21 protein-coding genes and 1 pseudogene are annotated in these 23,626 nt (G+C 70.9%); 7 read left to right on the top strand and 15 right to left on the bottom strand.

Features of this window, described 5'->3' with window-relative positions:
• Positions 1–8: 8 nt before the first annotated feature.
• From KY5_RS25410 to KY5_RS25395, 4 genes are read right to left on the bottom strand one after another with little or no spacing between them, the layout of a single operon-like run.
• Positions 9–1,112 carry a hypothetical protein gene (locus KY5_RS25410; RefSeq protein WP_098244387.1) on the bottom strand — a complete coding sequence of 368 codons (1,104 nt, stop codon included), beginning with the start codon at positions 1,110–1,112 and terminating at the stop codon, positions 9–11.
• A gap of 53 nt (positions 1,113–1,165) precedes the next feature.
• Complete coding sequence (locus KY5_RS25405; protein ID WP_098244386.1) at positions 1,166–2,116, bottom strand: N-acetylneuraminate synthase family protein; 951 nt, start codon at positions 2,114–2,116, stop codon at positions 1,166–1,168.
• Positions 2,117–2,129: 13 nt separating this feature from the next.
• Positions 2,130–3,446 carry an N-acylneuraminate cytidylyltransferase gene (locus tag KY5_RS25400; RefSeq protein WP_098244385.1) on the bottom strand — a complete coding sequence of 439 codons (1,317 nt, stop codon included), beginning with the start codon at positions 3,444–3,446 and terminating at the stop codon, positions 2,130–2,132.
• A 59-nt stretch (positions 3,447–3,505) separates the two neighbouring features.
• The gene (locus KY5_RS25395; protein ID WP_098244384.1) at positions 3,506–4,882 is read right to left on the bottom strand and encodes a DUF6716 putative glycosyltransferase; all 1,377 of its coding nucleotides are present in this window, start codon (positions 4,880–4,882) and stop codon (positions 3,506–3,508) included.
• A 198-nt stretch (positions 4,883–5,080) separates the two neighbouring features.
• Between KY5_RS25395 and KY5_RS25390 the strand changes: the two genes are divergently transcribed.
• From KY5_RS25390 to KY5_RS25380, 3 genes are read left to right on the top strand one after another with little or no spacing between them, the layout of a single operon-like run.
• Positions 5,081–6,058 (top strand): glycosyltransferase family 2 protein, encoded by a 978-nt coding sequence (locus KY5_RS25390; protein WP_098244383.1) that lies wholly within the window; start codon positions 5,081–5,083, stop codon positions 6,056–6,058.
• Complete coding sequence (locus KY5_RS25385) at positions 6,058–7,440, top strand: polysialyltransferase family glycosyltransferase (RefSeq protein WP_098244382.1); 1,383 nt, start codon at positions 6,058–6,060, stop codon at positions 7,438–7,440. Before KY5_RS25390 ends, KY5_RS25385 begins: the two co-directional genes overlap by 1 nt.
• Positions 7,437–8,582 carry an acyltransferase family protein gene (locus KY5_RS25380; RefSeq protein WP_098244381.1) on the top strand — a complete coding sequence of 382 codons (1,146 nt, stop codon included), beginning with the start codon at positions 7,437–7,439 and terminating at the stop codon, positions 8,580–8,582. The genes KY5_RS25385 and KY5_RS25380 overlap by 4 nt, the downstream gene beginning before the upstream one ends.
• On the opposite strand, the gene KY5_RS25375 is transcribed toward KY5_RS25380, so the two are convergent.
• Positions 8,566–9,216: a TetR/AcrR family transcriptional regulator C-terminal domain-containing protein gene (locus KY5_RS25375; protein WP_159072598.1), complete on the bottom strand. Its 651-nt coding sequence runs from the start codon at positions 9,214–9,216 to the stop codon at positions 8,566–8,568. The two genes, KY5_RS25380 and KY5_RS25375, sit on opposite strands and share 17 nt — an antisense overlap.
• Positions 9,217–9,253: 37 nt before the next feature.
• On the opposite strand from KY5_RS25375, the gene KY5_RS25370 reads away from it, so the two are divergent.
• Positions 9,254–10,711: an FAD-dependent monooxygenase gene (locus KY5_RS25370; protein WP_098244380.1), complete on the top strand. Its 1,458-nt coding sequence runs from the start codon at positions 9,254–9,256 to the stop codon at positions 10,709–10,711.
• An 18-nt stretch (positions 10,712–10,729) separates the two neighbouring features.
• Positions 10,730–11,200, top strand: a complete 471-nt coding sequence (locus tag KY5_RS25365; protein WP_098247475.1) for a MarR family winged helix-turn-helix transcriptional regulator — start codon at positions 10,730–10,732, stop codon at positions 11,198–11,200.
• A 21-nt stretch (positions 11,201–11,221) separates the two neighbouring features.
• Here the strand turns inward: KY5_RS25365 and leuE are convergent, their stop codons facing one another.
• Together leuE and KY5_RS25355 are read right to left on the bottom strand one after the other, a co-directional pair.
• Positions 11,222–11,878 carry a leucine efflux protein LeuE gene (gene leuE / locus KY5_RS25360; RefSeq protein ID WP_098247474.1) on the bottom strand — a complete coding sequence of 219 codons (657 nt, stop codon included), beginning with the start codon at positions 11,876–11,878 and terminating at the stop codon, positions 11,222–11,224.
• Between the two features lie 189 nt (positions 11,879–12,067).
• Entirely contained in the window at positions 12,068–13,648 is a 1,581-nt protein-coding gene (locus KY5_RS25355) for an acyl-CoA mutase large subunit family protein (RefSeq protein ID WP_098244379.1), read from the bottom strand.
• Positions 13,649–13,740: 92 nt separating this feature from the next.
• Here KY5_RS25355 and KY5_RS25350 point away from each other — a divergent pair, with 92 nt between their 5' ends.
• The gene (locus tag KY5_RS25350) at positions 13,741–14,640 is read left to right on the top strand and encodes a L,D-transpeptidase family protein (protein ID WP_098244378.1); all 900 of its coding nucleotides are present in this window, start codon (positions 13,741–13,743) and stop codon (positions 14,638–14,640) included.
• A 271-nt stretch (positions 14,641–14,911) separates the two neighbouring features.
• Here KY5_RS25350 and KY5_RS25345 read toward each other — a convergent pair whose 3' ends face one another.
• The 3 genes from KY5_RS25345 to KY5_RS25330 form a co-directional block, all read right to left on the bottom strand.
• Positions 14,912–16,132, bottom strand: a complete 1,221-nt coding sequence (locus KY5_RS25345) for a hypothetical protein (protein ID WP_098244377.1) — start codon at positions 16,130–16,132, stop codon at positions 14,912–14,914.
• Positions 16,132–16,797, bottom strand: coding sequence for an RNA polymerase sigma factor (locus KY5_RS25340; RefSeq protein ID WP_098244376.1), 666 nt, complete (start codon positions 16,795–16,797; stop codon positions 16,132–16,134). The genes KY5_RS25345 and KY5_RS25340 overlap by 1 nt, the downstream gene beginning before the upstream one ends.
• 1,127 nt (positions 16,798–17,924) lie before the next feature.
• On the bottom strand, positions 17,925–18,281 hold the full coding sequence (locus tag KY5_RS25330) for a hypothetical protein (RefSeq protein WP_159072597.1): 357 nt from the start codon (positions 18,279–18,281) through the stop codon (positions 17,925–17,927).
• A gap of 219 nt (positions 18,282–18,500) precedes the next feature.
• Between KY5_RS25330 and KY5_RS42965 the strand changes: the two genes are divergently transcribed.
• On the top strand, positions 18,501–18,623 hold the full coding sequence (locus KY5_RS42965; RefSeq protein ID WP_267894293.1) for a hypothetical protein: 123 nt from the start codon (positions 18,501–18,503) through the stop codon (positions 18,621–18,623).
• 548 nt (positions 18,624–19,171) lie between these two features.
• On the opposite strand, the gene KY5_RS25325 is transcribed toward KY5_RS42965, so the two are convergent.
• The 5 genes and pseudogenes from KY5_RS25325 to KY5_RS25310 form a co-directional block, all read right to left on the bottom strand.
• Complete coding sequence (locus tag KY5_RS25325) at positions 19,172–19,408, bottom strand: hypothetical protein (RefSeq protein WP_098244374.1); 237 nt, start codon at positions 19,406–19,408, stop codon at positions 19,172–19,174.
• Between the two features lie 172 nt (positions 19,409–19,580).
• Complete coding sequence (locus KY5_RS25320; protein ID WP_098244373.1) at positions 19,581–20,201, bottom strand: hypothetical protein; 621 nt, start codon at positions 20,199–20,201, stop codon at positions 19,581–19,583.
• A 535-nt stretch (positions 20,202–20,736) separates the two neighbouring features.
• Positions 20,737–20,983 (bottom strand): annotated as a pseudogene (locus tag KY5_RS43260) (DUF4158 domain-containing protein); the annotation flags it as partial.
• A 624-nt stretch (positions 20,984–21,607) separates the two neighbouring features.
• Entirely contained in the window at positions 21,608–22,615 is a 1,008-nt protein-coding gene (locus KY5_RS25315) for a terpene synthase family protein (RefSeq protein WP_098244372.1), read from the bottom strand.
• 51 nt (positions 22,616–22,666) lie between these two features.
• The gene (locus KY5_RS25310; RefSeq protein WP_159072596.1) at positions 22,667–23,620 is read right to left on the bottom strand and encodes a Rieske 2Fe-2S domain-containing protein; all 954 of its coding nucleotides are present in this window, start codon (positions 23,618–23,620) and stop codon (positions 22,667–22,669) included.
• Positions 23,621–23,626: the final 6 nt, after the last annotated feature.

The following is a 23,626-nucleotide window of genomic DNA, read 5'->3' as shown; positions in this document are numbered from 1 at the left end:
GTGCGGGCTCACGCCGGTGCCGTGTGCCGCACCGACGTCAGGCGGTGCACGTCCCGTGCCGTCCCCGTCACCCCGGACAGGAAGCCCTGGGCGCGCGGGGACGCCGTCTCGGTCAGCCAGGCCGGGTCGATGTCGCAGACCGCGACCTTCACCTCGGTGCCCGCGAGGGCGAGCGGCAGGGTGTGCACGACCGTCGAGGGGAAGCTGAGGATCGTACGGCCGATGGGGCCGCGCCGCGCGATCAGCTCCAGGGGCAGGTCGGGGCGTACGACCTGGAGGCCCGTCTCGACCGCGAGGCGGTGGAGCTTCTCGGCGCTCTCGCGGCGGTGTGCGAAGTAGCGGGTCGCGCCGTGCGTGTGCGAGAGCGCGCGGACCGCCTCCACGTAGCGGTCGGGGTCGACCACCCCGGTCTCCACCAGGGAGGTGCCGACGAGGTCGGCGCCCCGGGTGATGCGGGGCGGTCCGAAGCGCTCCCTGGTCCAGGCGAAGGCGTTGACGGAGACCGTCACGCCGTCCGGTGCCTGGTCGATGGGCATCGCGGAGAAGACCTCCACGGCACGCGCCCCGCCGGGAGTGAGGCGGCGCCGTGCCGTGGCCGACACCGGGGCGAAGACCAGGTCACGGGGGCCCGGTCTGCCGCCCTTGCGGTGCCAGCGCACCAGGCGTTCCCCACGGGCCAGTTGGGCGATGAACTCCATCGTGGCCGTGCCGTCGTCCACGACGACCAGGGAGCGGGCGCGCGTGATCGTGAGCAGCAGCTGCACGTAGCGCGAGAAGGGGTCGCCGATCACTATCCGGTCGGCCCTGCGCAGCGGGCCCGCGAGGCCGCCGATGGTGTGGAAGGGGGCGGCGGTGCCACCGCGCGCCTCCTCCCAGCGGACCTCGACGCCCTCGTCACGGGCCAGCTGGGCCATGCGCCGCAGCTGGCCGCGCGTCATCGGGTCGTTCGGGGAGAGGACGACGACGGTGAGTCCCCCGGTCGGGCCCGTCGCGGCCGCGGCGTGCGCCCACTCCAGGACGTTCAGAAGCTGAACAGGGCTCTCCACGAAGGCGAGCGTGGAGGGAGCGGTGGTGCCGGTGGCATCGGCGGCTCGGCCGACTCGGGGGCTCATCGTCGTATGTCCGTATCCCGTTAATCCGTATCCGGTTAAAGCGGGTCGCGTGCTCAGACGGCGACCGGCTCGGTCTCGGCCGACTCGCTCTCGGCGACGACGCCCGGGACGCGGCGCAGCTTCTTCATCGGGCCGAGCTCCGACTCGTAGACCTTCTTGACGCCGTCGCCGAGGGACGCCTCGATGGTGCGGATGTCGCGGACCAGACGGGTCAGGCCCTGCGGCTCGACGGAGGCGGCCTGGTCGGAGCCCCACATGGCGCGGTCCAGGGTGATGTGGCGCTCGACGAAGGTGGCGCCGAGGGCGACCGCGGCCAGCGTGGTCTGCAGGCCGGTCTCGTGGCCGGAGTAGCCGATCGGGACGTTCGGGTACTCGGCCTGGAGGGTGTTGATGACGCGGAGGTTGAGCTCCTCGGCCTGCGCCGGGTACGTCGACGTGGCGTGGCACATCAGGATGTTGTCCGAGCCGAGGACCTCGACCGCGTGGCGGATCTGCTTCGGCGTCGACATGCCGGTGGAGAGGATGATCGTGCGTCCGGTGGCGCGCAGGGCGCGCAGCAGCTCGTCGTCGGTGAGCGAGGCGGAGGCGACCTTGTGGGCGGGCAGGTCGAACTTCTCCAGGAAGGCGACGGCCTCGGTGTCCCACGGGGACGCGAACCAGTCGATGCCGCGCTTGGCGCAGTGCTCGCTGATGGCCTGGTACTCGGACTCGCCGAACTCCACGCGGTGGCGGTAGTCGATGTAGGTCATGCGGCCCCAGGGGGTGTCGCGCTCGATGTCCCACTGGTCGCGCGGGGTGCAGATCTCCGGGGTGCGCTTCTGGAACTTGACGGCGTCACAGCCGGCCTCGGCGGCCACGTCGATGAGCGCGAAGGCGTTCTCCAGGTCACCGTTGTGGTTGATGCCGATCTCGCCGGTGATGTACACGGGCTGGCCGGGGCCCGCCGTCTTCGAACCGAACTGACGGAGGCGGGAGTTGGCGCCGATGGGGGTGATGGAGCTCATGGCAGAACAGTCCTTAACTGTGGAGGGAGTCGAGAGAGGGGCCGAGGATCCAGGTGGCGATCTCTCGGATCGCGCCCTCACCGCCGGGGACGGTGGTGACCGCGCGGGCCGCGCCGCGTACGACGTCGTGGGCACTGCCGACCGCCACGGGCCAGCCCACGAGGGCGAAGCACGGGAGGTCGTTGACGTCGTTGCCGACGTAGAGCACGCGCTCGGGCGCGATGCCCTGTTCCTCGCACCACTGCTTCAGTGCGAGGTCTTTCCTGTCGATGCCGTGCAGGACGGGAAGCTTGAGCTTCTTCGCGCGCGCGGCGACGACCGGATTCTGTTCCGTGGACAGGATCAGCATGTTCAGGCCGCTCCTGCGGAGGGCCGCGATGCCGAGGCCGTCCCCGCGGTGCACGGAGACGAACTCCCTTCCATCGGAGTCGATCAGCACCCTGTCGTCGGTCTGGGTGCCGTCGAAGTCGAGGACGACCGCGTCGATGTCGGCGGCGGTCGGCAGGGCGTCCGCGCGGTCCGCGTCGAAGAGCGGGGCGAGCGCGCGGGCGCGGGCGAGGTCGTGCGGGTCGTCGACCTCGAGGACGCGGGCGGGGTCGGTGCGCACGGGCTCGGTGTGGCCGAAGAAACGGTGCTTCTCGGCGCGGAAGCCCGCCGCGTCCATCGCGTAGGCGGCGCCGGTCTCCAGGAGGTCCTGGGGGCGGTCCTGGCGGCGCGGCCGGAAGGACTTGTCGTGGTTGACGCCGTAACCGCCGCGCGTACGGGTGGAGTTGGCGAGGGTCGCGGTGCCGCCGGCGGCGTCCGTGCGCTGCGCGGTGACGTCCGCCGAGCCGTCCGTGGCATCGTCGGCGTCGTCGGCCGCGTCGCGCCAGATGAAGCCGTGGAAGGGGGCGACGGTGACGGCGGTGTCCGCGCCGTTCTCGACGACCGCTGCGGCCACCCCGTCGATGTCCTCGCGGGTGAGGAAGGGGCTGGTGCACTGCACGAGCAGGACGACGTCCACGGCGGCGCCGTGCAGGGCCTCGTGGGCGTCCATGGCGTGCAGGACGGCGGCCTCGCTGGTCGCGGTGTCACCGGCGATCGCGGCGGGGCGCAGGACGACCTCGGCTCCCGCGGCGCGGGCGGCCTCGCCGATCACGTGGTCGTCCGTGGAGACGACGACGTCGGTGACCAGGCGGGCGGCCAGGCACTCGCGGATGGCTCTGGCCACCAGGGGCACACCGCCGACCGGGGCGAGGTTCTTGGCGGGCACGCCCTTGGATCCGCCTCGGGCGGGGATGACGGCGAGGACGCGGCGCACCTGCGTGCCCGCTGGGTCGGGGTGGGACATGGCGGCTCCTGAGAGGTCGGCCGAGGAGGGGTGGGGGGTGACGGCGGCACGTCCGGGGTTCACAGCTCGCCCATCCGCCGGATGACGGGCGCCACGCGCTGCACTCCGTGGCGGTAGGCGCCGCGGGCCGCGCGGCGCACGATCTGCCGTACGGGACCGGGGTCCTTGTCGGCCGAGGGCGCGCCGGGCAGGGGTGCGCCGTCCGGGCCGAGGTGGTGGCGGGCGAGGATCGCGGGCAGATAGCCGCGCGCGGTGGTGAGGCTGTAGTACGGCCGCAGGGGCGGGAGTTGACCGGCGGCCGCGTCGGCGAGCAGCTCCGTGACCCGCTCGCGCGCCCCGTCGAAGGCCCGCTCGTAGCTTCCGTCGGCGGCGACGCCCTGCCGGGACAGCCACCGCTCGTCGGGCTCCGGCAGGTCGCCCGCGTCGAGGCGGTCCCAGGAGGTGAGGCAGCCGGAGCCGGTGAAGTGGTGGTTGCCGAGCGCCTCGCGCACCCCGAGGTCGGTGAGGATCGCGGTGGGGACGCGGCGGTGCAGGGATTCCAGCGCCGCCGTCGAGGAGACGGTGACGAGCAGGTCGGTGCGGTCGAGCACCTCGCCCATGTGCCCGTAGACGAGACGGAAGTTGGCGGGCAGGCCGCCGTCGACGCGCTGCGCCAGCTTCTGGTAGGGCAGCTCCTCGATGTGCGTGGTGTGCTCACCGGGCTTGCTGCGCAGCTTGAGCAGCACCTCGCGGTCGGGGTGCAGTCGGGCGTGTTCGACCAGGCGGCGCAGCAGGTAGGTGCGCTGGGCCGCGCTCTCCGGCACGGAGGGCTGGGCGGCGAAGACGACGGTGTAGGGGTCGTGCTTCTCGTAGGGCGCGCCGCCGAGGAAGGGCAGCGCGGCCTCCGTCACCGCGGCGGCGTCGGCGCCCACTCCTTCGTACACGGCGCGGAAACGCTCCGCGTCCTGGCGGGAGTTGGCGAGGACGACGTCCGCGCCGTGCCGCAGCAGGAGGCCGTCGGCGAGCTTCTCGTAGACGACGCCGACGTAGCCGGTGACGACGACGGGACGCTTGCCCGCGTCGCCGGTCAGGCGGGCGTCCTCGATGACCCGGGCGAGGCCGTGCAGGACCGCCTGGACCGCGCCGCCCACCAGGGCGAGCACGATCACGTCGGGCGCGTCGCGCTGCACCTCCCGCAGGAACTCGACGGCGGTGACCTCGCGCAGCGAGTCCGCGCGCACTCCCACCTCTTCGAGCTGGCGGGGGGTCGGGGTGGCCCGGCCGCGGAGCAGATAGCCGCTGAGGCGGTGGCCCTGCGCTCCGTGCCCCTCGGGTCCATGCCCGTTCGGCCGACTGTCCGATACGATGCGGTTCGCGGTGAGAGCGCCCCATTTCCATCGCGTATCGGAATCGGCGAGCACGGCGACCCGCAGCGGGTTTCGATGACTTCCTTGCACGTCCCAGACGCTAGGAAGGCATTTCGATTCGCGGCCCAACTCAGGTGCAACAAACGGTTAACAGCATGCCGACGAATGGCGAATCAGCCCGGGAAATGGCTCAGGCGAAGGCTGGTTAACCGTTCCGCCACACGTCGTTCACCTGACATCCCACTGCGGGTCGACCTGAATCACGGGCCGACACCTAACGTCACCCACGTGGTTAAGCTCTCCGTCATCGTGCCGTTCTACAACGTGCAGCAATACGCGCCCGACACCTTGAAGAGTCTGCGCGCGAACGCGCGTGACGACTTCGAATTCATTCTCGTCGACGACTGTTCGCGCGACGAGACACCGGACATCCTGGAGCGTGCCGCGCGCGAACTCCCCGGCGCCGTCCATCTCAGACATGAGACGAACGGCGGCCTGGCGACCGCCCGCAACACGGGACTCGACGCGGCGCGCGGCGAGTACCTCACCTTCCTGGACGGTGACGACTGGCTCGCCCCGGGCTACTTCGCCCAACTGGTGGCCGCCATCGAGGAGTTGGGGTGCGATTTCGTGCGCACCGACCATGTGCAGTGCACCGCGCGGGCGCGCACCGTCCACCGCGTACCGCACGGCAGGCGGGGGGAGGTGCTCAGTCCGCGTGACGTCATCCTGCCCGCGGACCGCTCGACGTCCGTCGACTACGCCTACGCGTGGGCAGGCGTCTACCACCGCAGGCTCGCGGAGGCGGGCCTGCTCCACTTCACCGACGGGCTGCGCACCGCGGAGGACAGGCCCTGGATCTGGCGGCTGCACCGCGAGGCCGAATCCTTCGCCGCGGTGAGCCTTCTCGGCGTGTTCTACCGGCGCGGGGTCGCCTCTTCGCTCACGCAGATCGGTGACGTACGACAGCTCGATTTCATCAAGGCATTCGACCAGGTGGTGCGGGAAACCGCGGCGGACAGGGACGCGGACGAACTCCTGCCGAAGGCCGTGCGGACTTACTGTGCGATCATCTCCCACCATTTGGGATCCATCGAAAGGTTCGAGCCATCCGTGGCGCGCAAATTGAAGTCAATGAGTGCGGCCGCGCTGAAGCGGATGCCGCAGGACGTTCTCGACGAGGCGCTCGACTCCATGGACATACAACGGGCGACCCGTCTTCGCAGGCTGCGCAGGCGCCCGGTGTCGGCGGAGGTGGCCGCGTAATGGCGCAGCCCCGCACGGCGCCCGCTCCGGCGTCCCGCACGACCCAGATCTTCATGGCGTCCACGCTGTACGGCGCGGCGACGCTCGCCGCCGCCCTGGACGCCGACCGCTTCGGCCCGGCCGACCGGCGGATCCTCCTCGTCAGCAACAACGCGGCGACGCCCGAGACGACGACGCCGCTCGACGAGATGCCGGGCTTCGAGCGGCTGCGCGGCCGCTTCGACGAGGTGCGCTCCTGGAACGAGGCCATCTCCCCTTTCCATCCCGGCGGTTGGGCCCCGCGCGGCGACGACGTCGTGCTGTGGGAGCGCTACATCCGGCTGCTCTGGGACCTCGGTGACGACGACGTCGAGCTGGCCGTCGAGTCGATCCAGGTCAACCCGGCGCTCGCCCTCGCGCAGATCTTCACCGGCGTACCCGTGGACGTGTACGCCGACGGCCTGATGAGCTACGGCCCCACCCGCAACAAGATCGACCCGCTGGTCGGCACGCGCGTGCGGCGCCTGCTCCACCTGGACCTAGTGCCGGGCCTGACGCCGCTCCTGCTCACCGAGTTCGACGTGGCCCCCGAGGTCGTACCGACCGAGACGTTCCTCAAGGTCCTCGGTGAACTCGCGGAGGACGAGGAGGAGTTGCCGTCGATCGAGGCGCCCGCGCTGGTCCTCGGCCAGTACCTCTCCGCGCTCTCCATCCTCACCGCCGAGGAAGAGGAGGAACTGCACATCCGCATGGTGCGCGGCGCCGCCGAACTCGGCTACACCCGCGTGGTGTTCAAGCCGCACCCCACCGCTCCCGCCCGCTGGTCGCGCTCCCTGGAGAAGGCGGCAGGGGCGATGGGCGTCGAACTCACCGTCCTGGACACGCCGGTGCTCGCCGAGGTGCTCTACCAGCGGATGCGGCCCGCGCTCGTCGTCGGCTGCTTCTCCACCGCCCTCGTCACCGCGTCCGCGCTCTACGACCTGCCCGCCGCCCGCACCGGCACCGACCTGCTCCTGGAACGCCTCGCGCCCTATCAGAACAGCAACCGCGTCCCGGTCACCATCGTCGACGCGCTGCTGCCCGAGCTCACCGACCGCACGGCGGTCACCGAGCAGCGCACGGGCATGGGCGTGGGCGAGCTGACCCAGCTCCTGAAGGCCGTCGGCTTCGCGATGCAGCCGCAGATCTATCCGGGCCTGCGCCCGGACGCCGAGCGGCATCTCGCCACCCACCTCGACGCCGGCACCTGGCGCTACTTCAAGCGGCGCCGCCTCACCGCACTCGCCCTGCCCGGCGCGCTGCCCTCGCAGCTCGCCTTCATCCCGCGCAACGCGACGGTACGCCGGGTCGCCCGCCGGGCCCGCTCGGTGCAGCGCACCATCAAGAGGACCGCGCTCGGATGACCGCTCCGGCACCCACGCTCCCGAAGCACTCGCCGGGAGCGGACTCCCCATCCGACGCGCCCGCGGCCGCTCCCGCGCCGACCCGCGCGCGCCCGCGCCTGCGCGCCCTGGACGGACTGCGGCTCGTCGCCGCGCTGATGGTCGCCGCCTACCACTACGGCGGCAGGGACGGCGAGATCGCGCAGGCGTGGGGGAGCTCCCCCGCCGACCAGTTCCCGACCGCGAGCGAGTGGTTCGCCTACGGCTGCCTCGGCGTCCAGATCTTCTTCGTGATCAGCGGCTTCGTGATCTGCATGAGCGGCTGGGGCCGTCCGCTGCGCTCCTTCTTCGCCTCCCGCGCCTCGCGCCTGCTGCCCGCCTACTGGGCGGCGATCGTCCTGGTGACGGCGGTCTTCGCGCTGCCGGTGGTCACCTACGCCGCCGTCTCGCCGAGCGACGCGCTGGTGAACCTCACCATGCTCCAGCAACCGCTGGGCGCCGACCGGGTGTTGGGGGTGTGCTGGACCCTCTGGGCCGAGCTGCGCTTCTACGCGCTCTTCGCGCTGTGCGTGGTCATGCCGGGCGCGACCCGCGCGCGCGTGGTGCTGTTCTGCGCGGGCTGGACCCTGGCGGCGGCGATCGCCGAGGCCGCGAACGAGCCCCTCCTGGACCTGGTCCTGATGCCGGAGTACGCGCCGTTCTTCATCGGCGGCATCGGCATCTACCTGCTGCACCGCGACCGCCGTGACGTCACGGCATGGGGCATCGTCGGGGTGAGCTGGCTGATCGGCCAGCACTACGCGGTCGACCGGCTCTGGCACGCGCCGAACCCGGACTTCTTCTCGTACCGCTCCTCGTCCGTGATCATCGCGATCGTCACGGCGGGCTTCGCCGCGGTGCTCCTGATCGCCCTCGGGTACCTGCACCGCGCCGACTGGCGCTGGCTGACCGTGGCGGGCGCGCTGACGTACCCGTTCTACCTGGTGCACGAGCACCTGGGCTGGGTGACGGTGGCCGCGCTGCACCGGAAGCTGGGACTGCCCTCGTACGCGACGTTCGCCCTGACGATCGCGGCGATGCTGCTGCTCGCCTGGCTCCTGCACCGCCTCGTGGAGCAGCGGCTGACCCCGCTGATCCGCACGGCGCTCACCCGGATCCGGTAGCCCCGAGCGTCGCCCCGATGCCCGCGACGACCGCGGCGAGTCCCGCCTCGAAGCCGCGGTCGTGGTCGCGGAACACCTCCTCGCCCGCGGCCGCGGCCAGCGGGTAGTCGGCCAGGCGCGCGGCGCGGGCCACGAGGTCGTAGCCGCCGTCGCCGCGCGCGGGGTCGGGGCCCGTGGCCTGCTCCTCGATGACGTACCCGATGGTGTAGCTGTACACGGTGAACCAGGCGCGCGCGGCCGCGGCGGGCGGGAAGCCCGCCGCCGTCAGTACTCGCAGATGGGCCTCCATGGGCGCGGCGTACGAGGTGTCCGTGAAGTGCGTGCCGCTGTAGACCTTGGCGCCGTCGCGGTAGCGCAGCAGGTGTTCGCGCAGGCCGCGCATCGAGCCGGTGAGCGCCACCCGCCAGTCGGGGTCGGGATCGGCGAGGAAGTCCTCGCTCATGCGCCGCATCAGCTCGGTCGCCATCTCGTCGAGCAGCGCCTGCTTGTCCTTGAAGTGCCAGTAGAGCGCGGGCGCCTTGACGTCCAGGCGCTGCGCGATGGCGCGCAGGGTCAGCCCTTCGAGTCCGGTCTCGTTCAGCAGGTCCAGTGCGGTGCGCGCCACCAGGGCGCGGTCCAGCTTCGTCGTGGCCACCTTGACAACTTAACACCGTTAAGCCCATGCTCCGGACATGGAACTTAACAACGTTAAGGAGACCGGTGTCCTCATCGCGGGCGCCGGACCCACCGGCCTCGCCCTCGCCTGCGACCTGGCCAGGCGCGGCGTGCCCGCCCTCGTCGTCGAGCGGGCGCCCGCCCTCTTCCCCGGCTCGCGCGGCAAGGGCATCCAGCCCCGCACCATGGAGGTCTTCGACGACCTCGGGGTGAGCGACGCGGTGCTCGCCTCGGGCGGCCCCTACCCGGTCGCCATGGTGTGGCGCGAGGGCGAACGGCGCGGCGAGCACCGGATGTTCGACGCGTCGGAGCCGACCGGGGCGGCGCCGCACGCGGGGCCGTGGATGCTCCCCCAGTGGCGCACCCAGGAGATCCTGCTCGCGCGCCTGCGGGAGCTCGGCGGCGACGTCACGTTCGGCGCGGCGGTGACGGACCTGACGCAGGACGCGGACGGCGTCACCGTCGGCCTCTCGACGGGCACGGCGGTGCGCGCGGCGTACGCGGTGGCGGCGGACGGCGGCCGCTCCACCCTGCGCAGGGCGCTCGGCATCGCCATGACCGGCGAGACCGTGGACCCGCATCCGGTCCTGGTCGCGGACGTCCGCATCCCCGCGCTCGACCGCGACAACTGGCACATGTTCTCGCCCGCCGACGACGACGGCCTCGCCCTGGCGATCTGCCCGCTGCCCGGCATCCCCGACTTCCAGCTGACCGCGCGGTTCCCGGCGGGGACGACGCCCGACCTCTCCCTCCGGGGCGTGCGCGAGGTCGTCGCCGCGCGTACGCACCTGTCGGCCGACGACGTCACCGAGGTGCGCTGGTCCTCGGACTTCCGCCCGCGCGCGGCGCTCGCCGACCGCTTCCGCGCGGGCCGGGTCTTCCTGGCCGGTGACGCGGCGCACGTCCACTCCCCGGCGGGCGGGCAGGGCCTGAACACCAGCGTCCAGGACGCCTACAACCTCGGCTGGAAGCTGGGCGCGGTCCTTCGCCTCGGCGCCCCCGACGCCCTGCTCGACACCTACGAGGAGGAGCGGCTGCCCAACGCCGCCCATATGCTCGGCCTCTCCACCCGCATCCACCGGGGCGAGGCCCGGCGCGGCGCCGCCACCCAGCAGCTCGGCATCGGCTACCGCGCCTCGTCGCTAGCGGTGGAGACCCGCGCGGGCCTGGCCGACGAGGCGCTGCGGGCGGGCGACCGCGCACCCGACGGCCCGGACGCCACCACGGGCGAGCGGCTCTTCGACGCGTTCCGCGGCCCGCACTGGACGCTGCTCGCGGTGGGCACGGACACGGAACTCCCGCCACTGGACCGGACGCTGGTCCACGCACACCGGATCCCCGCCTACGAGCCCTACGGCAAGGGCGTCTTCCTGGTCCGCCCGGACGGCTACCTAGGGTGGGCGGGGGCGGACGCGACGGGGGTGCGGGCGTACCTGCGGTCCCACCTCGGGGCGGTTGACCTCAAGTCGACTTGAGGTCCTACGTTCGTGGGCATGACGACTTTCACGTACTCACACAGCGACGCCGACCTCGTCAACCAGCCGATCGGCTACTGGAGTTCGGCCGCGGGCACCGCCGTGGTCCACCACATCCGCACCCACCTGGCCGAGCTCGGCCTCACCCAGCCCCAGTGGTGGGTGATGGGGCAGCTGCACGACGCGCCCGAGGGCGGCCGGGGGCGCGACGAGGTCGTCGGCGTCCTGCGCGGCTACCTGGACACCGGCGACGGCGCCCTGCTGCACAACATCAGCGCCCTGCACGACCGCGGCCTGATCACCGAGGACACCGCGGGCCGCATCGCCCTGACCGACGAGGGACGGGCGCTGCGGGAGCGCGCGGCCGAACGGCAGCAGCAGATCCGCGCGGAGATCCACGAGGGCATCACCGAGGAGGAGTACGTCCTGACGCTCAAGGTCCTGCAACGCATGATCCACAACGTGGGCGGCGCGGCCTGGCACCACTGAGCCGACGCCGGACCCCGCCCGTCAGACGCTGCTGAGCGACAGCTTCACCGCGAAGCCGATGAAGAGCGCGCCCGCCGCCGACGTGGCACCCGCCGAGAGCCGCTTGCGGCGCCGGAACGCGGCGGCGAGCTTGGTGCCGCTGAAGATCAGCGCCGTGAGGTAGAGGAAGCTCGCGATCTGCGCGAGGGCGCCGAGCACCACGAAGGAGAGCGCCGGGTAGGCGTAGCCCGGGTCGACGAACTGCACGAAGAAGGCGATGAAGAACAGGATCGCCTTCGGGTTGAGCAGGCTGATCACCAGCGCCCTGCGGAACGGTCGCTCGGCCGCGCCGCCGTCCGCCGGGTCCGTGCCCGCGTCCTCGAAGCGCTCACGGCGGGAGCGCCACAGCGCGACGGCGGCCCGCAGCATCCCGATCGCGAGCCAGGTCAGGTACCCGGCGCCCGCGTACTTCACGATCCCGAAGAGCACCGCGTTGGCCTGGAGCAGCGAGGCCACACCGGCCGCGGACAGCGTCATGAGCACGGTGTCGCCGCACCAGACGCCCGCGGCCGCGGTGTACCCGGTGCGTATGCCCCGGCGCGCGGCGACGGAGAGCACGTACAGCGAGTTCGGCCCCGGAAGCAGGACGATCAGGACGAGGCCCGCGAGATACGTAGGAAGGTCTGTGACACCCAGCATGGCCGGAGTGTCGCACGCGCGTACGACATAGGGCACGGGTGTCCGGAGACCGGACAGCGCGCGCCCCTCATGACTGTGCGCGCCCGTGCGCGCGGAACGCCCGGAGTGCGGAGCATGCGCTCTACGAAGCGACCGCGCGACGCGCAGCCCGAGGAGCGTGAAGCCCGCGGCCCCGCGACCCGCGGCCCCTCAGAACGCGTCCGTGGGCTCGTACGCTCCCCACACCTCCCGCAGCGCCCCGCAGACCTCCCCCACCGTCGCCCGCGCCCGCAGCGCGTCCTTCATCGGATAGAGGACGTTCGCCTCGCCCTTCGCCGCCTCCTTGAGCGCGGCCAGGGCGCTCTCCACCGCCGCCGCGTCGCGTTCCGCGCGCAGCAGGGCGAGGCGGGCGCTCTGCCGCTCCTCGATGGCCGGGTCGACGCGGAGCGGCTCGTAGGGCTCTTCCTCGTCGGACCTGAACCGGTTGACGCCGACCACGACGCGCTCGCCGGAGTCGGTCTCGCGGGCGATCCGGTAGGCGTTGCGCTCGATCTCGCCCTTCTGGAAGCCCTGCTCGATGGCGCGCACCGCGCCGCCCAAGTCCTCTACGCGCAGCATCAGTTCGCGCGCGGCCGCCTCCACGTCGTCCGTCATCCTCTCCATCACGTACGACCCGGCGAACGGGTCCACCGTGGCGGTCACGTCCGTCTCGTACGCGAGGACCTGCTGCGTGCGCAGGGCCAGGCGCGCGGACTTGTCGGTGGGCAGCGCGATGGCCTCGTCGAAGGAGTTGGTGTGCAGCGACTGGGTGCCGCCGAGGACCGCGCCGAGACCCTGGACGGCGACCCTGACCAGGTTCACCTCGGGCTGCTGCGCGGTGAGCTGGACGCCCGCGGTCTGCGTGTGGAAGCGCAGCATCAGCGACTTGGGGTTCCGCGCGCCGAACTCCTCGCGCATCACCTCGGCCCACATGCGCCGGGCCGCGCGGAACTTGGCGACCTCCTCCAGGAGCGTCGTACGGGCCACGAAGAAGAAGGACAGGCGCGGCGCGAAGTCGTCCACGTCCATGCCCGCGGCGACCGCCGTACGGACGTACTCGATGCCGTCGGCGAGGGTGAAGGCGATCTCCTGCGCGGGCGATGCGCCCGCCTCCGCCATGTGGTAGCCGGAGATCGAGATGGTGTTCCACCTGGGCAGCTCGGCGCCGCAGTACCGGAAGACGTCCGCGGTCAGGCGCAGCGAGGGGCCGGGCGGGAAGATGTACGTGCCGCGCGCGATGTACTCCTTGAGCACGTCGTTCTGGATCGTGCCCGTCAGCCGTGCGGGGTCGACTCCCTGTTCTTCCGCGACCAGTTGGTACAGGAGCAGGAGCAGCGCGGCGGGCGCGTTGATCGTCATCGACGTGGAGACCTCGCCCAGCGGGATGCCGTCGAACAGGACCCGCATGTCGTCCACCGAGTCGACGGCCACGCCCACCTTGCCGACCTCGCCGTGCGCGATCGGGGCGTCGGAGTCGTGGCCCATCTGGGTCGGCAGGTCGAAGGCGACGGACAGACCCGTCGTGCCGTGCTCGATCAGCTGCCGGTAGCGGGCGTTGGACTCCGTCGCCGTACCGAAGCCCGCGTACTGGCGCATCGTCCAGGGGCGGCCGGTGTACATGGAGGGGTAGACGCCCCTGGTGAAGGGGTACGCGCCGGGCGCGCCGAGCCGCTCGGCCGGGTCCCAGCCGGCCAGCGCCTCGGGTCCGTACACGGGCTCGATGGGCAGTCCGGACTCCGACTCGTGTGTCATGCCTCCAGCTTGCGCCCGCGACGGGCACGCGTCACTCGCGGCAAACCGGGAAACACTTCCTGGAGTGATGTCCAGGAGCACTGGGGGGCGTGATGGGCAAGGGCGCGATATCGGTGGGAGCCGTGGCGGTGCTGGTGCTCGCCGCGGGGTGCAAGGCCGCGGCGATAGACACGGACGGCGGGCGGCCGAGCGCGGCGGGAGGCGGCGGGGACGGCAAGCCGGGCGCTTCGGCGCCCGCCACGCCCGCTCCGGACCCGACACCCGGTCGTACGAAGCCGTCGCAGCCGAGGGAGCCGTCGCAGGCGCCGGACCCGTCCAAGCCACGGGAACCGCAGGCGCCTCAGGAACCGCAGGCGCCGCCGAAGACGCTCCTCGCCCGGGGCGCGCACGGCGGGCAGGTGCGGGAGTTGCAGGCCAGGCTGCGCCAGGTCGCCTGGTTCCACGAGAACCCGACCGGGACGTACGGCCCGGCGACCACCGCCGCCGTCAGCGGTTTCCAGGGCAAGCGCGGCCTGCCCCGCACCGGCGCCGTGGACACCGCCACCTGGCAGCGGCTGCTCGCCATGACGCGCGAGCCGACGCGGTTCGAGCGGTACGCGGGCGGCGGCATCCCGCCCGCGAAGCCCGATCCGCGCTGTCTGACGGGCCGCGTCCTGTGCATCGCCAAGAGCAGCCGCACGCTGACCTGGATGGTGAACGGCAAGGCCCGCTCGACGATGGACGTGCGCTTCGGCGCGCAGTACACGCCGACCCGCGAGGGCACCTTCAGCGTCTACTGGAAGTCGCGGCACCACGTCTCGACGCTCTTCCACACCGCCATGCCGTACGCGATGTTCTTCAGCGGCGGCCAGGCCGTGCACTACTCGTCGGACTTCGCGGCGACCGGCTACGGCGGCGCCTCGCACGGCTGCGTGAACGTCCGGGACGAGAAGAAGATCGCGAAGCTCTTCGGCGAGGTGCGCAAGGGCGACAAGGTCGTCGTCTACAAGTGACGGCCGCCGTCTACAAGTGACGGCCGTCGTCTACAAGTGACGGCCGTCGTCTACAAGTGAAGGCGTCCCGCAGAGAGCGGGTCGTCCGGGGAGAGAAAGCAGCGTGGGCGGGATCGGGGGAACGTATCCCGCCCACGCTGGTGGCACGGAGCCGAAGGTACGGGGGGAACCCCCGGCTCGTGCGCGGGCCGATGACCAGTCGGCTCACTACTTACTGCGCCACCGTGCCGAAAAACGTCACACCCGGTCTCTGAATCCCGCCACGCAGGGGTTACGGCAGGTTCGGCAGAGCGCTGTAGGACGCCGTGGGGACCGTGCCGGGGGCGGAAGGGGACGACTGGGGCGGGCCGGGGTGGCCCCCGGTGTCGCCGCCCGAGGAGCCGCCGTCGCCGCCGTCCTCGCCCCCGCCGCCGCTCGAACCGCCGCCTTCGCCGTCGTCGCCGCCGTCCTCGCCGTCGTCACCGCCGTTGCCGTTGCCGCCGTTGCCCGCGCCCGCGTTGGCGCCGCCGTGGCCGCCGCCGTTGCCGCCGCCCGAGCCGCCGAGCACCCGGCCGCAGAACTCCTCCACGCGGGCGCGTCCCTTGGCGGCCTCTTCGAGACGGCGGCGCTTCTCGCCCTGGAGCTCGCCACTGCGGTAGGCGCGGCAGGCGGCCACGGCCTTGCGGTACCAGTCCCCGGTCTTGTCGCCCCGCGGCGTCTCGGCGCCGCCCGGCTTCTTCGTGGTGCCCGTGGTGTCGCCGCCCGCCTCGGCCTCGGGGGGCGAGCTGCTCTCGGTCTCCCGCGTGGGCTCCTCGTCCGGCGCGCTGCTCGCGTCCGGGTTCAGCTCCTCGGAGGGCTCGCTCGCGTCGTCCGACGGCGTCGGCAGGGACTCCTCGGAGGTGGCGACGGGCGATGCGGAAGCGGCCGGGCCCGATTCGCCGTGACCGCCGAACGGCGAGGGCAGCACTCCCGTGCCCGCCGCCACGGCGACACCGCCGACCATGCACGCCGCGAGCGCGGCGGCGAGCCCGAACCGCACCGGTCTGCCCCACCGGGAAGGACGCGGGCGCTCGGCCGCGCGGCCGAGGCGCACGGTCTCGCCCGCGGCGGCCTCGTGGGCGGGCGTCGCGTAGGCGGCGGAGCGGGTGGTGGCCCGCGCGGAACCAGGACCCACCGCCCGGAAGGCGGCCAACGCGGCGGCCTCGCCCGGGAGTTCACCCTGGACTTGCTGCTGCGCCGCGTCCTGCTGCGCGGGGCTCTGCGCCACGGGCTCCGCACCGGCCTGGAGCGCCGCGGCGGAACGGTCCGCGCCCGCGGTGGAACCGTCCGTGCCACCGGTGGAACCGTCCACTCCGGGGACGGTCGCGCGATCGTCGGCGGCCAGCGCGTCGAGCGCGCGGGCGATCCTTTCGGCCTGCGCGCGCACGTGAGGGTCGACGTCTTCGAGGGGCTCCCCGCGCAGCAGGCGCTCCGCCGCGTCCCGGTCCAGCCACTGGTACTGCTCGTCGGCCATCACATGTCCTTCTGCGTCCGCGTACGCGAATGCGTCACACCGGCGGACGTCACCGCGTGCCCACGCGGTTCTCTCTGAGGGGGTACGGCGCCCAGCGCGTCCGTCGGTCCCGCGCCGTCCGCGCCGAGCAGTTCCGCGAGTCGCTTCAGCCCGCGGTGCGCCGCCGTACGGACGGCCCCCGGGCGCTTGCCGAGGGTCTGGGCCGCGCTCTTCGCGTCGAGACCGACGACGACGCGGAGCACGACGGCCTCCGCCTGGTCCTGCGGGAGCTGCGCTATCAGGGCGAGCGCCGCGTCGGTGGCGAGGGACTCCATCGCCTCCCCCGCGGTGTCCGCTTCGCCGGGTTTGCCAGTCAGCTCGGACTCGTCGCCGCCTATCGCGGGGCGGCGGCCCCGCATGCGTATGTGATCGAGGGCGCGGTTGCGCGCTATGCGCGCCGCCCAGCCCCTGAACCGGTCGGCGTCCCCGCTGAAGCGCTCCAGATCGCGCGCTATCTGCAGCCAGGCCTCGGAGGCGACGTCCTCGGCGTCCGGCTCGGCGACCAGCGTGCGTACGTATCCCAACAGCCGCGGGTGCACAGCGCGGTACACAGAACGGAACGCGGTCTCGTCCCCGTCCTGCGCCGCAAGCACCGCGGCGGTCAGCTCCGCGTCGTCCCCCAGCACTCTCTCAATCCTGCCACTCGGAGATCTGCGCCCGGCCCCGGCGCGAAGCAGCACGCTACGGCCTCGCCAGGCCCACGTCCATGTTTGTACAACGTGCAACTACCGAGTGACAGAGCGCGGTGTGACAGAAAACGCACGCGCGGCGCTGAAGGAAGTACGGACCGCACGCGGTTCGTGCCGCGTGCCGGCCGGGGCCTCTCCTGTGGGGGGTGGCGGCCCCGGTCGTCGCGGAGATGCCCCGTGCTCCGGTCTGCCAAGACTCGGAGTGCGGGGCATCTACATGGCCCACAGCGTGGCCAACGCATCTTCAGACTCACCCCATGCCCTCTAGGCCGATGCGCTGGGCAGTGCCGGCCTCCCGGAAGACCGAGCCGCTCCCTGGTGGAGCACCATCGGGCGCTGACCTGGCCGGCATCTTGCGGGCCGCCCGGGGCTGTCCCGCCCTTACACAGCCTGTAGCCGTCACGTGCGAAGACCAGGCCGTGATCGTCCCAGTTCGAGCCGAGCTCTTCCTTCCACATCCAGGCCGTGGTCGACAAGGCAGCAGATCTGCGCGTGCTGGTCGTCGGCCGCGAGGTCTGGAGCACTTCGCGGCGCGCCCTCGCCGTCCGCCTGACGGAGGCGGGCGTCCTCTCCAGCCCCCGCTGGCGGGCGGCGGTGGAGGCCGTTCCCCGCGAGCTGTTCCTGAACCCCGGCGTGTTCCTGCCCGCGGAGGGGGCCGGTGGCTGCCGGTGGCCGCGGTCGGCACCGACCCGGCCCAGTGGGTACAGAGACGCATGCAACTGCCGGTACTCCGCGTATACGTGGACGACACGACCAACTACTGCAGTTTCAGCCGACCCGCCACGCAGTACAGGACCAAGACACTGGCTTGGGGGGCCGCCTCAGTATCCGAGGCTCCTCTTCTTCTAACCGCCCGGCAGTTCGGCCCATCGCATCCGGGCTGCGGGGCGAGTCAGCTAGAGCCTGTCCGACGGGTCGGGTGACGGTGTTCGCGTTCACTCGTTCTGCCAGGCGTGGGGAGGGGCGATCTGTCGGACCTGGAACGGGCTCGGCTGGAAGGCGACGCGAATATGAGGGGCCCGGAACCGTGACGGCGGTTCCGGGCCCCTCATGCGTGCGTCAGCTCAGACGATGAAGTTCTCGCAGGCGGTCGGAATCCAGCCCTTGGTCCCCCGGTAGTTGATGTACGACCACCGGTTGTCGTTGTGCCAGCCGCACTTCGAGTAGGTCTGCCCGTACTTCACCTCGCACGCGGCCCACTTGGCCTTGGCACCCTTCGGGTACAGGCCCTTGGCCGTCGAGTTGAGCTTCCGCGTCTTGCGGATCTTGACGCTCTCCTTCGCCTTGATCGTTTTCCCCTTGCCGCACGACTTGCTCGCCACGCTCGTGGGAGCGGCATCCGGCGTGACCGCACCGGCCGTCGCCGTTCCGGCCGCAAACGCGGCCCCCGTCATCGCCACGACACCCAGCAGAGAAGCCAACTTCCGCACTGCACAACCCCGTTCGCTAGCTGCGGGGCTTCTGCGCACCCCGCGGTACGCCGCACACCCTAGGTCATCATGATCGCGTACGCGAACGGAAAGGATATGGAGAGAAACACGGAAGGAGACGTGAAAGGAGACGCGGCGCCGACCTCCCGAAGGCTCCCGCCGGACCCGCCGGACCCGCCGTTGAGCGATCCTGTCGGAGCGGAAGACCAAATGAGCGGCAGCACCGGCAATGTGGAGAACTCCGTCTCGGGCGGACAGCAGGCGCGTCACGACCTCTTCGCGGGAGAAGCGGCCGCGTTGGTGCGCTCCCGGGCAGGTAGTTCCCCCGGGTAGGCCGGTGGGTCCGAATCGGCGTGCTGCTCCTCGTGGGCCACTCTCCCCAGCGCCCGCCCAGGCAGCCGAGCCAGGCCGGAGAAGGGTTGGGCTGCGCCGCTCGGAGATGGACGCCCTGCGTCGGTACACCGCGCTGACCGGACAACTGCGCCGGGGCCCGGCACCCGGCCTGACGGAAGCCGTCGCAGCCGCCCACTTCGTCCCCGCACCGGCCCGGTGGATCATGCACGTGAACGATGAGCAAAGACGGTCCATGGCACGCGCGTTCTTCCTTGAACGGCTTGGTGGATCTGCAGCGGCGGCCATCCACTTCGCGCGTGAACACAGGACGACCCATCCGCCTCGCCCACTCCACTTCCCGCCCGTCACGTAGCCTGCCGAAGCCGAGGTCAGCTAGCGGCCGCGGAAGTGGATGAGCGTCACGGTGGGTGCAGGCCGGACGTGTATCCAGCAGCGCGCCCACCGTCATCCACTCGCCGCAGGCTGCAAGGGTCTGCGTTTGATGCCGGCGGCGAGGCCGGTCGCCTCGCCGCCTGAGCCCGGGGGATCTACTTGGCGTGGTTGAGCACGTTGCCGTTCACGCAGTGGTTGAGCGTGTTGCCGTTCCAGGCGCCGCCCACGGGCACGACGGCGAGTTCCTGGAAGCAGACGGCGGCGGCGGTGAAGTTCCAGTTGTTCGCGGCGTTGATGCCGGGACCGAAGTTGTCGCCGTCGTCGGCGTGGGCAGGGGCGGCAAGGCAGGCCACGGCGAGAGCGAGGCCAGCGACAGAGATGATCTTCTTCATGCCCGGAGAACGAGGCTCTGGCCCGATGGTTGCGGCCCGGCTCTTCGGTGTGGGGTCACATGCTCTGACCTGGCCCGGCCCTCGCCGGGGAGGGGTTTTCGGCAGTGTCACACGGCGCTGTCGTCGACGGCGTGGTCGAGGAGCGCGCACATCACTGTGAGGCCCTCTCGTGTCAGCCCTGGCGGGTGAGGCGTGTGGTCGTGCGCAGTCCGAAGCCGTTGTCCTCCGTTGAGGCCAGGACCGTGGGGGTCTGGCTGCCGGAGGGGCAGTTCTGGGCGGCGAGCGCGTAGCCGTAGATGTACTTGCCGACGGAGTCCAGTTTGTCGATGTGCTTGAGCTCGCCCTTCACCGTCTGCCAGACCTCGTGGAGCACGGGCTCGTGCATCTTGGCGTTGAACTCGACCTTCGGGGCCCCGGTGAGGTTGAGCGTGTAGCCGCTCCTGCTCGTGACCTTCCCGTCCGCCGTGGTGTTCGCCCAGTATTCGCCCCGCGCGTCCTTGGTGAACTTGACCACCAGTTCGGCCTCGGCGTTGATGCCCGCAGCCGCTCTGAGCGGGGTGGAGGGCGTGTCGAGGCGGTGCGGGTTGAGGATCGGCGGCAGCAGGGAGGGGTTCAGTGATCCCGTGGTCTTGGTGGTGCCCCGGTAGGTGCTGCCCACGTACGCGTCGCGCGTGCCGCCGCACGCTGGGGCCTGCGCCTGCGCCAGGTCTGCGCCCGGGAGTACGACGAGGAGCGGGGCCGTGAGGATCGCGGACGTCACCAGCCGCATGGAGCGGGAGGAATGCCGGTTCATCGAGTTTCTCCTTTTGGTTCGGCGGTGCAGAGACGGGCACACGGTTGAGGGACGTCGCGCAGCGGACCGGCCCTCACCGGGAGACCTCAACTGCGTTCCCCCGGGGCATGACGCTCCAGTGCTCACTGACCTGAAGTGACCCGAACAGGGGTGCGATAAAACTCCAATGGCGGACAACGGCCGGAAGGTGCTGACTCGGCTCACGCCTCGCGGAGCGTGATGAATAAGCGCTGGATGTTGTGCGGTTCACGACCGACGCGAGGGCCCGGTGGCTTTGTCAATCAGTAGTCAAGTTGACGAACTCTTGTGCTTCGACGATCACGGCTTGGCGCTGTTTGTCGTCTGTGAGTGCTGCGGTACCGAGTCCAGCATCGGAGAGGACACTGTGGCCCAGGCCCGCCGCGTTCGCGGCCGTTGACTCAATGCCGGATCCGCATGGTTCGACCCCAAGGGCCGACCGGCCGATTGGGAACTGGAGCACCAGCTGTGCAACGTTCCGCCGAGCCAGCGCTTACCTTGATGGTCTGCCAGTTCGCTGTCGGTGAGTCCACGCCCGCCCGTGCAGGACGGTGCTGACCGCCTCGACCACGCCACATCCTCGTGCTACTCGCAGGACTCCCGGATCTCCCACGCGTGCTCCGTATGCCGTCGGCTTGCGCTCGGTGTACCGCTTCAGGCACGAGACATCCCCGATGCCGAGCCGCACGGCTAAGTGCTCGATGACGTGCCCACGGCGCGTCCAGCAGGTCGTCCGGGAGGAACCGGCCGATGTAGCGCACCGTGCGAACTCGCGGCCGCGCTCGACCGTGCGGCACCGGTGTCATGCCGACGCTATCGCTCGCATGACTGAGCCGATCCAGGAGAGCTGCCGGGGCACTTCCCCGGACTCGGCGCTGCCAGGGCGGCCGGAGGCTCGCGCCGACCGACCGCCCTGGCAGGCGACGGGCACGGATGAGCAGGACTCGGTCTCGCTGGCTCCCTTCCCCTGCCACATGGATGAACCGCCCTGGCCGCTACGGCCGGGCCGCGTCTGGCCTTGCGCACCGACCGGTTCATCCGCCTCGCCCTCGCCGCCGGACGGAAAGCCGCCGGTGACGTCGGCCTGGGGCACTCGGCCTGCGGCGCCAACCGCGTCGGGATCATCCTCGGTGTAGGCGGCAGCAGCCAGGACCACATGATGGAGGTGTTGCCCTTGTCAGGGGGGCTGATCGACGTTGCGGTTGCCCCCCCCAGGGCGTCGAGCCCAAGGTCACGGACTGAAATGGTGCCCGAACGAGCTCATCCGCTGTTCCGGTCCCCTGCCGCCGGGCTGCCAGTCGCCTGGTCAGGACCCGCAGAGTGCGGCTGGGCCGATCAATCGCGGACGGGGAGACAAGCGTCGCTCCGCGGGGAAGTCCAACTCGCCTTCAGAACAGTCCCCTCACTCGGAGCGGTTCGTCAATTCCATCGCCGCGGACCTGGATTCCGTGGGACCCGTAGCGTGGGGAGATCAGCGCCCAGTCGTGGTACCCGCGTGTGCCCGCGAGTACCGCGTCTGCGGCGCGCAGGCACTTTTCGATGTCGGTTCCGTCCAGGCCGACGCGTTGTTCGGCGTACGCCTGGAGGCGCGCATAACAGCGGCGCATCAGGTCGGCCTGCTCCTGTCCCCAGGCGACTGCTTTCGCGATCGCGTCTTCCCGGCTGTAGCCGTGCGCGTTGATCATGACTTTGATGAAGTTGTGCTCGTCGTCGTCGGATTCCTCCTTCTCCAGCGAAGCCAGGTCGTCGACCGCCAGTGCCACGCCGTTGGCCGCGCGTCGCAGGTTCTGGACTTCTGGACTGTGGAACCAGGCAGGGGGGAATTCTTCGTGACCCAGCTCGACGTACTCGAACCACACGGCGCCCCCGCTGCAAATGTTCCACAGGGAGACGTAGTTCTCGAGATCCAGCGCGTTCATGGCGCGGTACCTGTTGATGGTTTCCCATGCCTGTCCCCAGAAGTAGGCGCGCCAGGTGTGAGAGGCGTGTTCCTGCCAGTGGGGGGAGGCGACCTCGACACTGCGCTTCCACACATCGTGGAAGGCATCGACGACCACTGGCGCGGGCCCCACGGCGTGAAAGTCGAGCACGGCACAGAGCTGCTCGACAAGCTTGATCACGTGGTGCGGCTCGCGGCCGAACTTCGTGTCGAGCCCGTCGTCGATCACCCATGTCACCGCGAGGTAATCCGTCAGGATGTTCAGCTCCTCCGAGCCCGCCCAGGGATAGCCCATGGCCGTCAGGAGGGCGACGTCCTCACTTCCTAGCTGCTGAGTCCGGGAATCGCTGGGAAGCAGGTCGTACCCTTTCATCCACTTGAGGAGGTGCTCTCGTGCGGCCTGGACGTGGGGACTGGTCGCGGAGATCCCGGGGATGTCGAATTCGGTCCTTGGCATGCGGGCGTCCTCCTGAACAGTGGATGGGTTTGGCGGTGCGTTCCGAGAGCCCTAGTGGTGGAACTTCTCGGCCCACTTCCGGGCAGGCATGATGGGCCCGTCGCCCTGGGCCAGCTTCGGGCGTTCGATGAAGACGCGGCGGTCCCAGATCCTGATGTCGTTGTTTCCCTGCACGGTGCTCAGCCGCATCACCACGTATCCCACCAGTGTGGATACGACCCGGAGGATATGGCGGCCGGCCGGATTTCCGGGCGCGGAGCCGCAGCGGGTGACCGTGGTCCGGCGCAGTGTGATGAGGCCGCTGCCCTCCGGTGTGTATCCGATGATCTCGTACGCGGACACGGCGAACTTCGGCATCTTCAGACTCACGACTGCGTACCCGAGCCCGTACATCTCCGCGCGGACGTAGGTGGGGATGTTGCGGTAGAAACCGGTGAGTTCGAGGTCTATGACGTACCGAAAGTCGTCTTCGATCGGATGACCGTTGACGATCTTCGCCTGATTCGCGTGCACGACCTGGAAGTGCCCGAGGTCCACACCGTTCTCCAGGAGATCGATCTGGTTTCCGCGGAAGGTGTTCTGGTTGCGGTACCCGTAGCCGAAACCCTTCAGGTCCACCTGCTCGATGCGCCAGGCCGGGGCCGTGGCGGCCTCGTGGTACCAGGCGAAGACGAAGCCGTTGGCTTCCTGGGTGGGGAACGTACCCACGCGGGCGTTGTGGGGCGGGGTGGTGTTGTAGCCCGTTCGTGCGCAGGTGCCGTCGGGGGCGAAGCCGAAGGCGTGGAAGGGGCACACGATGAGCTGGCCCTCTACGTGACCACCGCCGAGGTGTGCCCCCAGGTGCGGACAGGTGGGCAAGATGACATGTGCCTGCCCGTCAGCGGTCCGATAGACGACGACCTCTGAATCGGCGAGCTTGCTGGTGATGACCTTCCCCGAAGGAACGTCGCGACTGAACGCGACCGGATACCAGCCCCAGGGGTATGTGTGGCGCTGCATCGTCATGCCGCT

The organism is Streptomyces formicae (assembly GCF_002556545.1).
Taxonomy (GTDB): Bacteria; Actinomycetota; Actinomycetes; order Streptomycetales; family Streptomycetaceae; genus Streptomyces; species Streptomyces formicae_A.
Note: the sequence above shows the minus strand (reverse complement) of the source record. Positions and strands in the feature narration are given on the sequence as shown.

Excerpts from the sequence above, each read along its gene's own strand:
- KY5_RS25350 (WP_098244378.1), top strand. The coding sequence starts at position 13,741 with ATGGGCAAGGGCGCGATATCGGTGGGAGCCGTGGCGGTGCTGGTGCTC.
- KY5_RS25325 (WP_098244374.1), bottom strand. The coding sequence starts at position 19,408 with ATGAAGAAGATCATCTCTGTCGCTGGCCTCGCTCTCGCCGTGGCCTGC.
- KY5_RS25370 (WP_098244380.1), top strand. The coding sequence starts at position 9,254 with ATGGAACTTAACAACGTTAAGGAGACCGGTGTCCTCATCGCGGGCGCC.
- KY5_RS25385 (WP_098244382.1), top strand. The coding sequence starts at position 6,058 with ATGGCGCAGCCCCGCACGGCGCCCGCTCCGGCGTCCCGCACGACCCAG.
- KY5_RS25355 (WP_098244379.1), bottom strand. The coding sequence starts at position 13,648 with ATGACACACGAGTCGGAGTCCGGACTGCCCATCGAGCCCGTGTACGGA.
- KY5_RS25315 (WP_098244372.1), bottom strand. The coding sequence starts at position 22,615 with ATGCCAAGGACCGAATTCGACATCCCCGGGATCTCCGCGACCAGTCCC.
- leuE (WP_098247474.1), bottom strand. The coding sequence starts at position 11,878 with ATGCTGGGTGTCACAGACCTTCCTACGTATCTCGCGGGCCTCGTCCTG.
- KY5_RS25320 (WP_098244373.1), bottom strand. The coding sequence starts at position 20,201 with ATGAACCGGCATTCCTCCCGCTCCATGCGGCTGGTGACGTCCGCGATC.
- KY5_RS25405 (WP_098244386.1), bottom strand. The coding sequence starts at position 2,116 with ATGAGCTCCATCACCCCCATCGGCGCCAACTCCCGCCTCCGTCAGTTC.
- KY5_RS25310 (WP_159072596.1), bottom strand. The coding sequence starts at position 23,620 with ATGACGATGCAGCGCCACACATACCCCTGGGGCTGGTATCCGGTCGCG.
- KY5_RS25380 (WP_098244381.1), top strand. The coding sequence starts at position 7,437 with ATGACCGCTCCGGCACCCACGCTCCCGAAGCACTCGCCGGGAGCGGAC.
- KY5_RS42965 (WP_267894293.1), top strand. The coding sequence starts at position 18,501 with ATGAGCGGCAGCACCGGCAATGTGGAGAACTCCGTCTCGGGCGGACAG.
- KY5_RS25345 (WP_098244377.1), bottom strand. The coding sequence starts at position 16,132 with ATGGCCGACGAGCAGTACCAGTGGCTGGACCGGGACGCGGCGGAGCGC.
- KY5_RS25410 (WP_098244387.1), bottom strand. The coding sequence starts at position 1,112 with ATGAGCCCCCGAGTCGGCCGAGCCGCCGATGCCACCGGCACCACCGCT.
- KY5_RS25365 (WP_098247475.1), top strand. The coding sequence starts at position 10,730 with ATGACGACTTTCACGTACTCACACAGCGACGCCGACCTCGTCAACCAG.
- KY5_RS25400 (WP_098244385.1), bottom strand. The coding sequence starts at position 3,446 with ATGTCCCACCCCGACCCAGCGGGCACGCAGGTGCGCCGCGTCCTCGCC.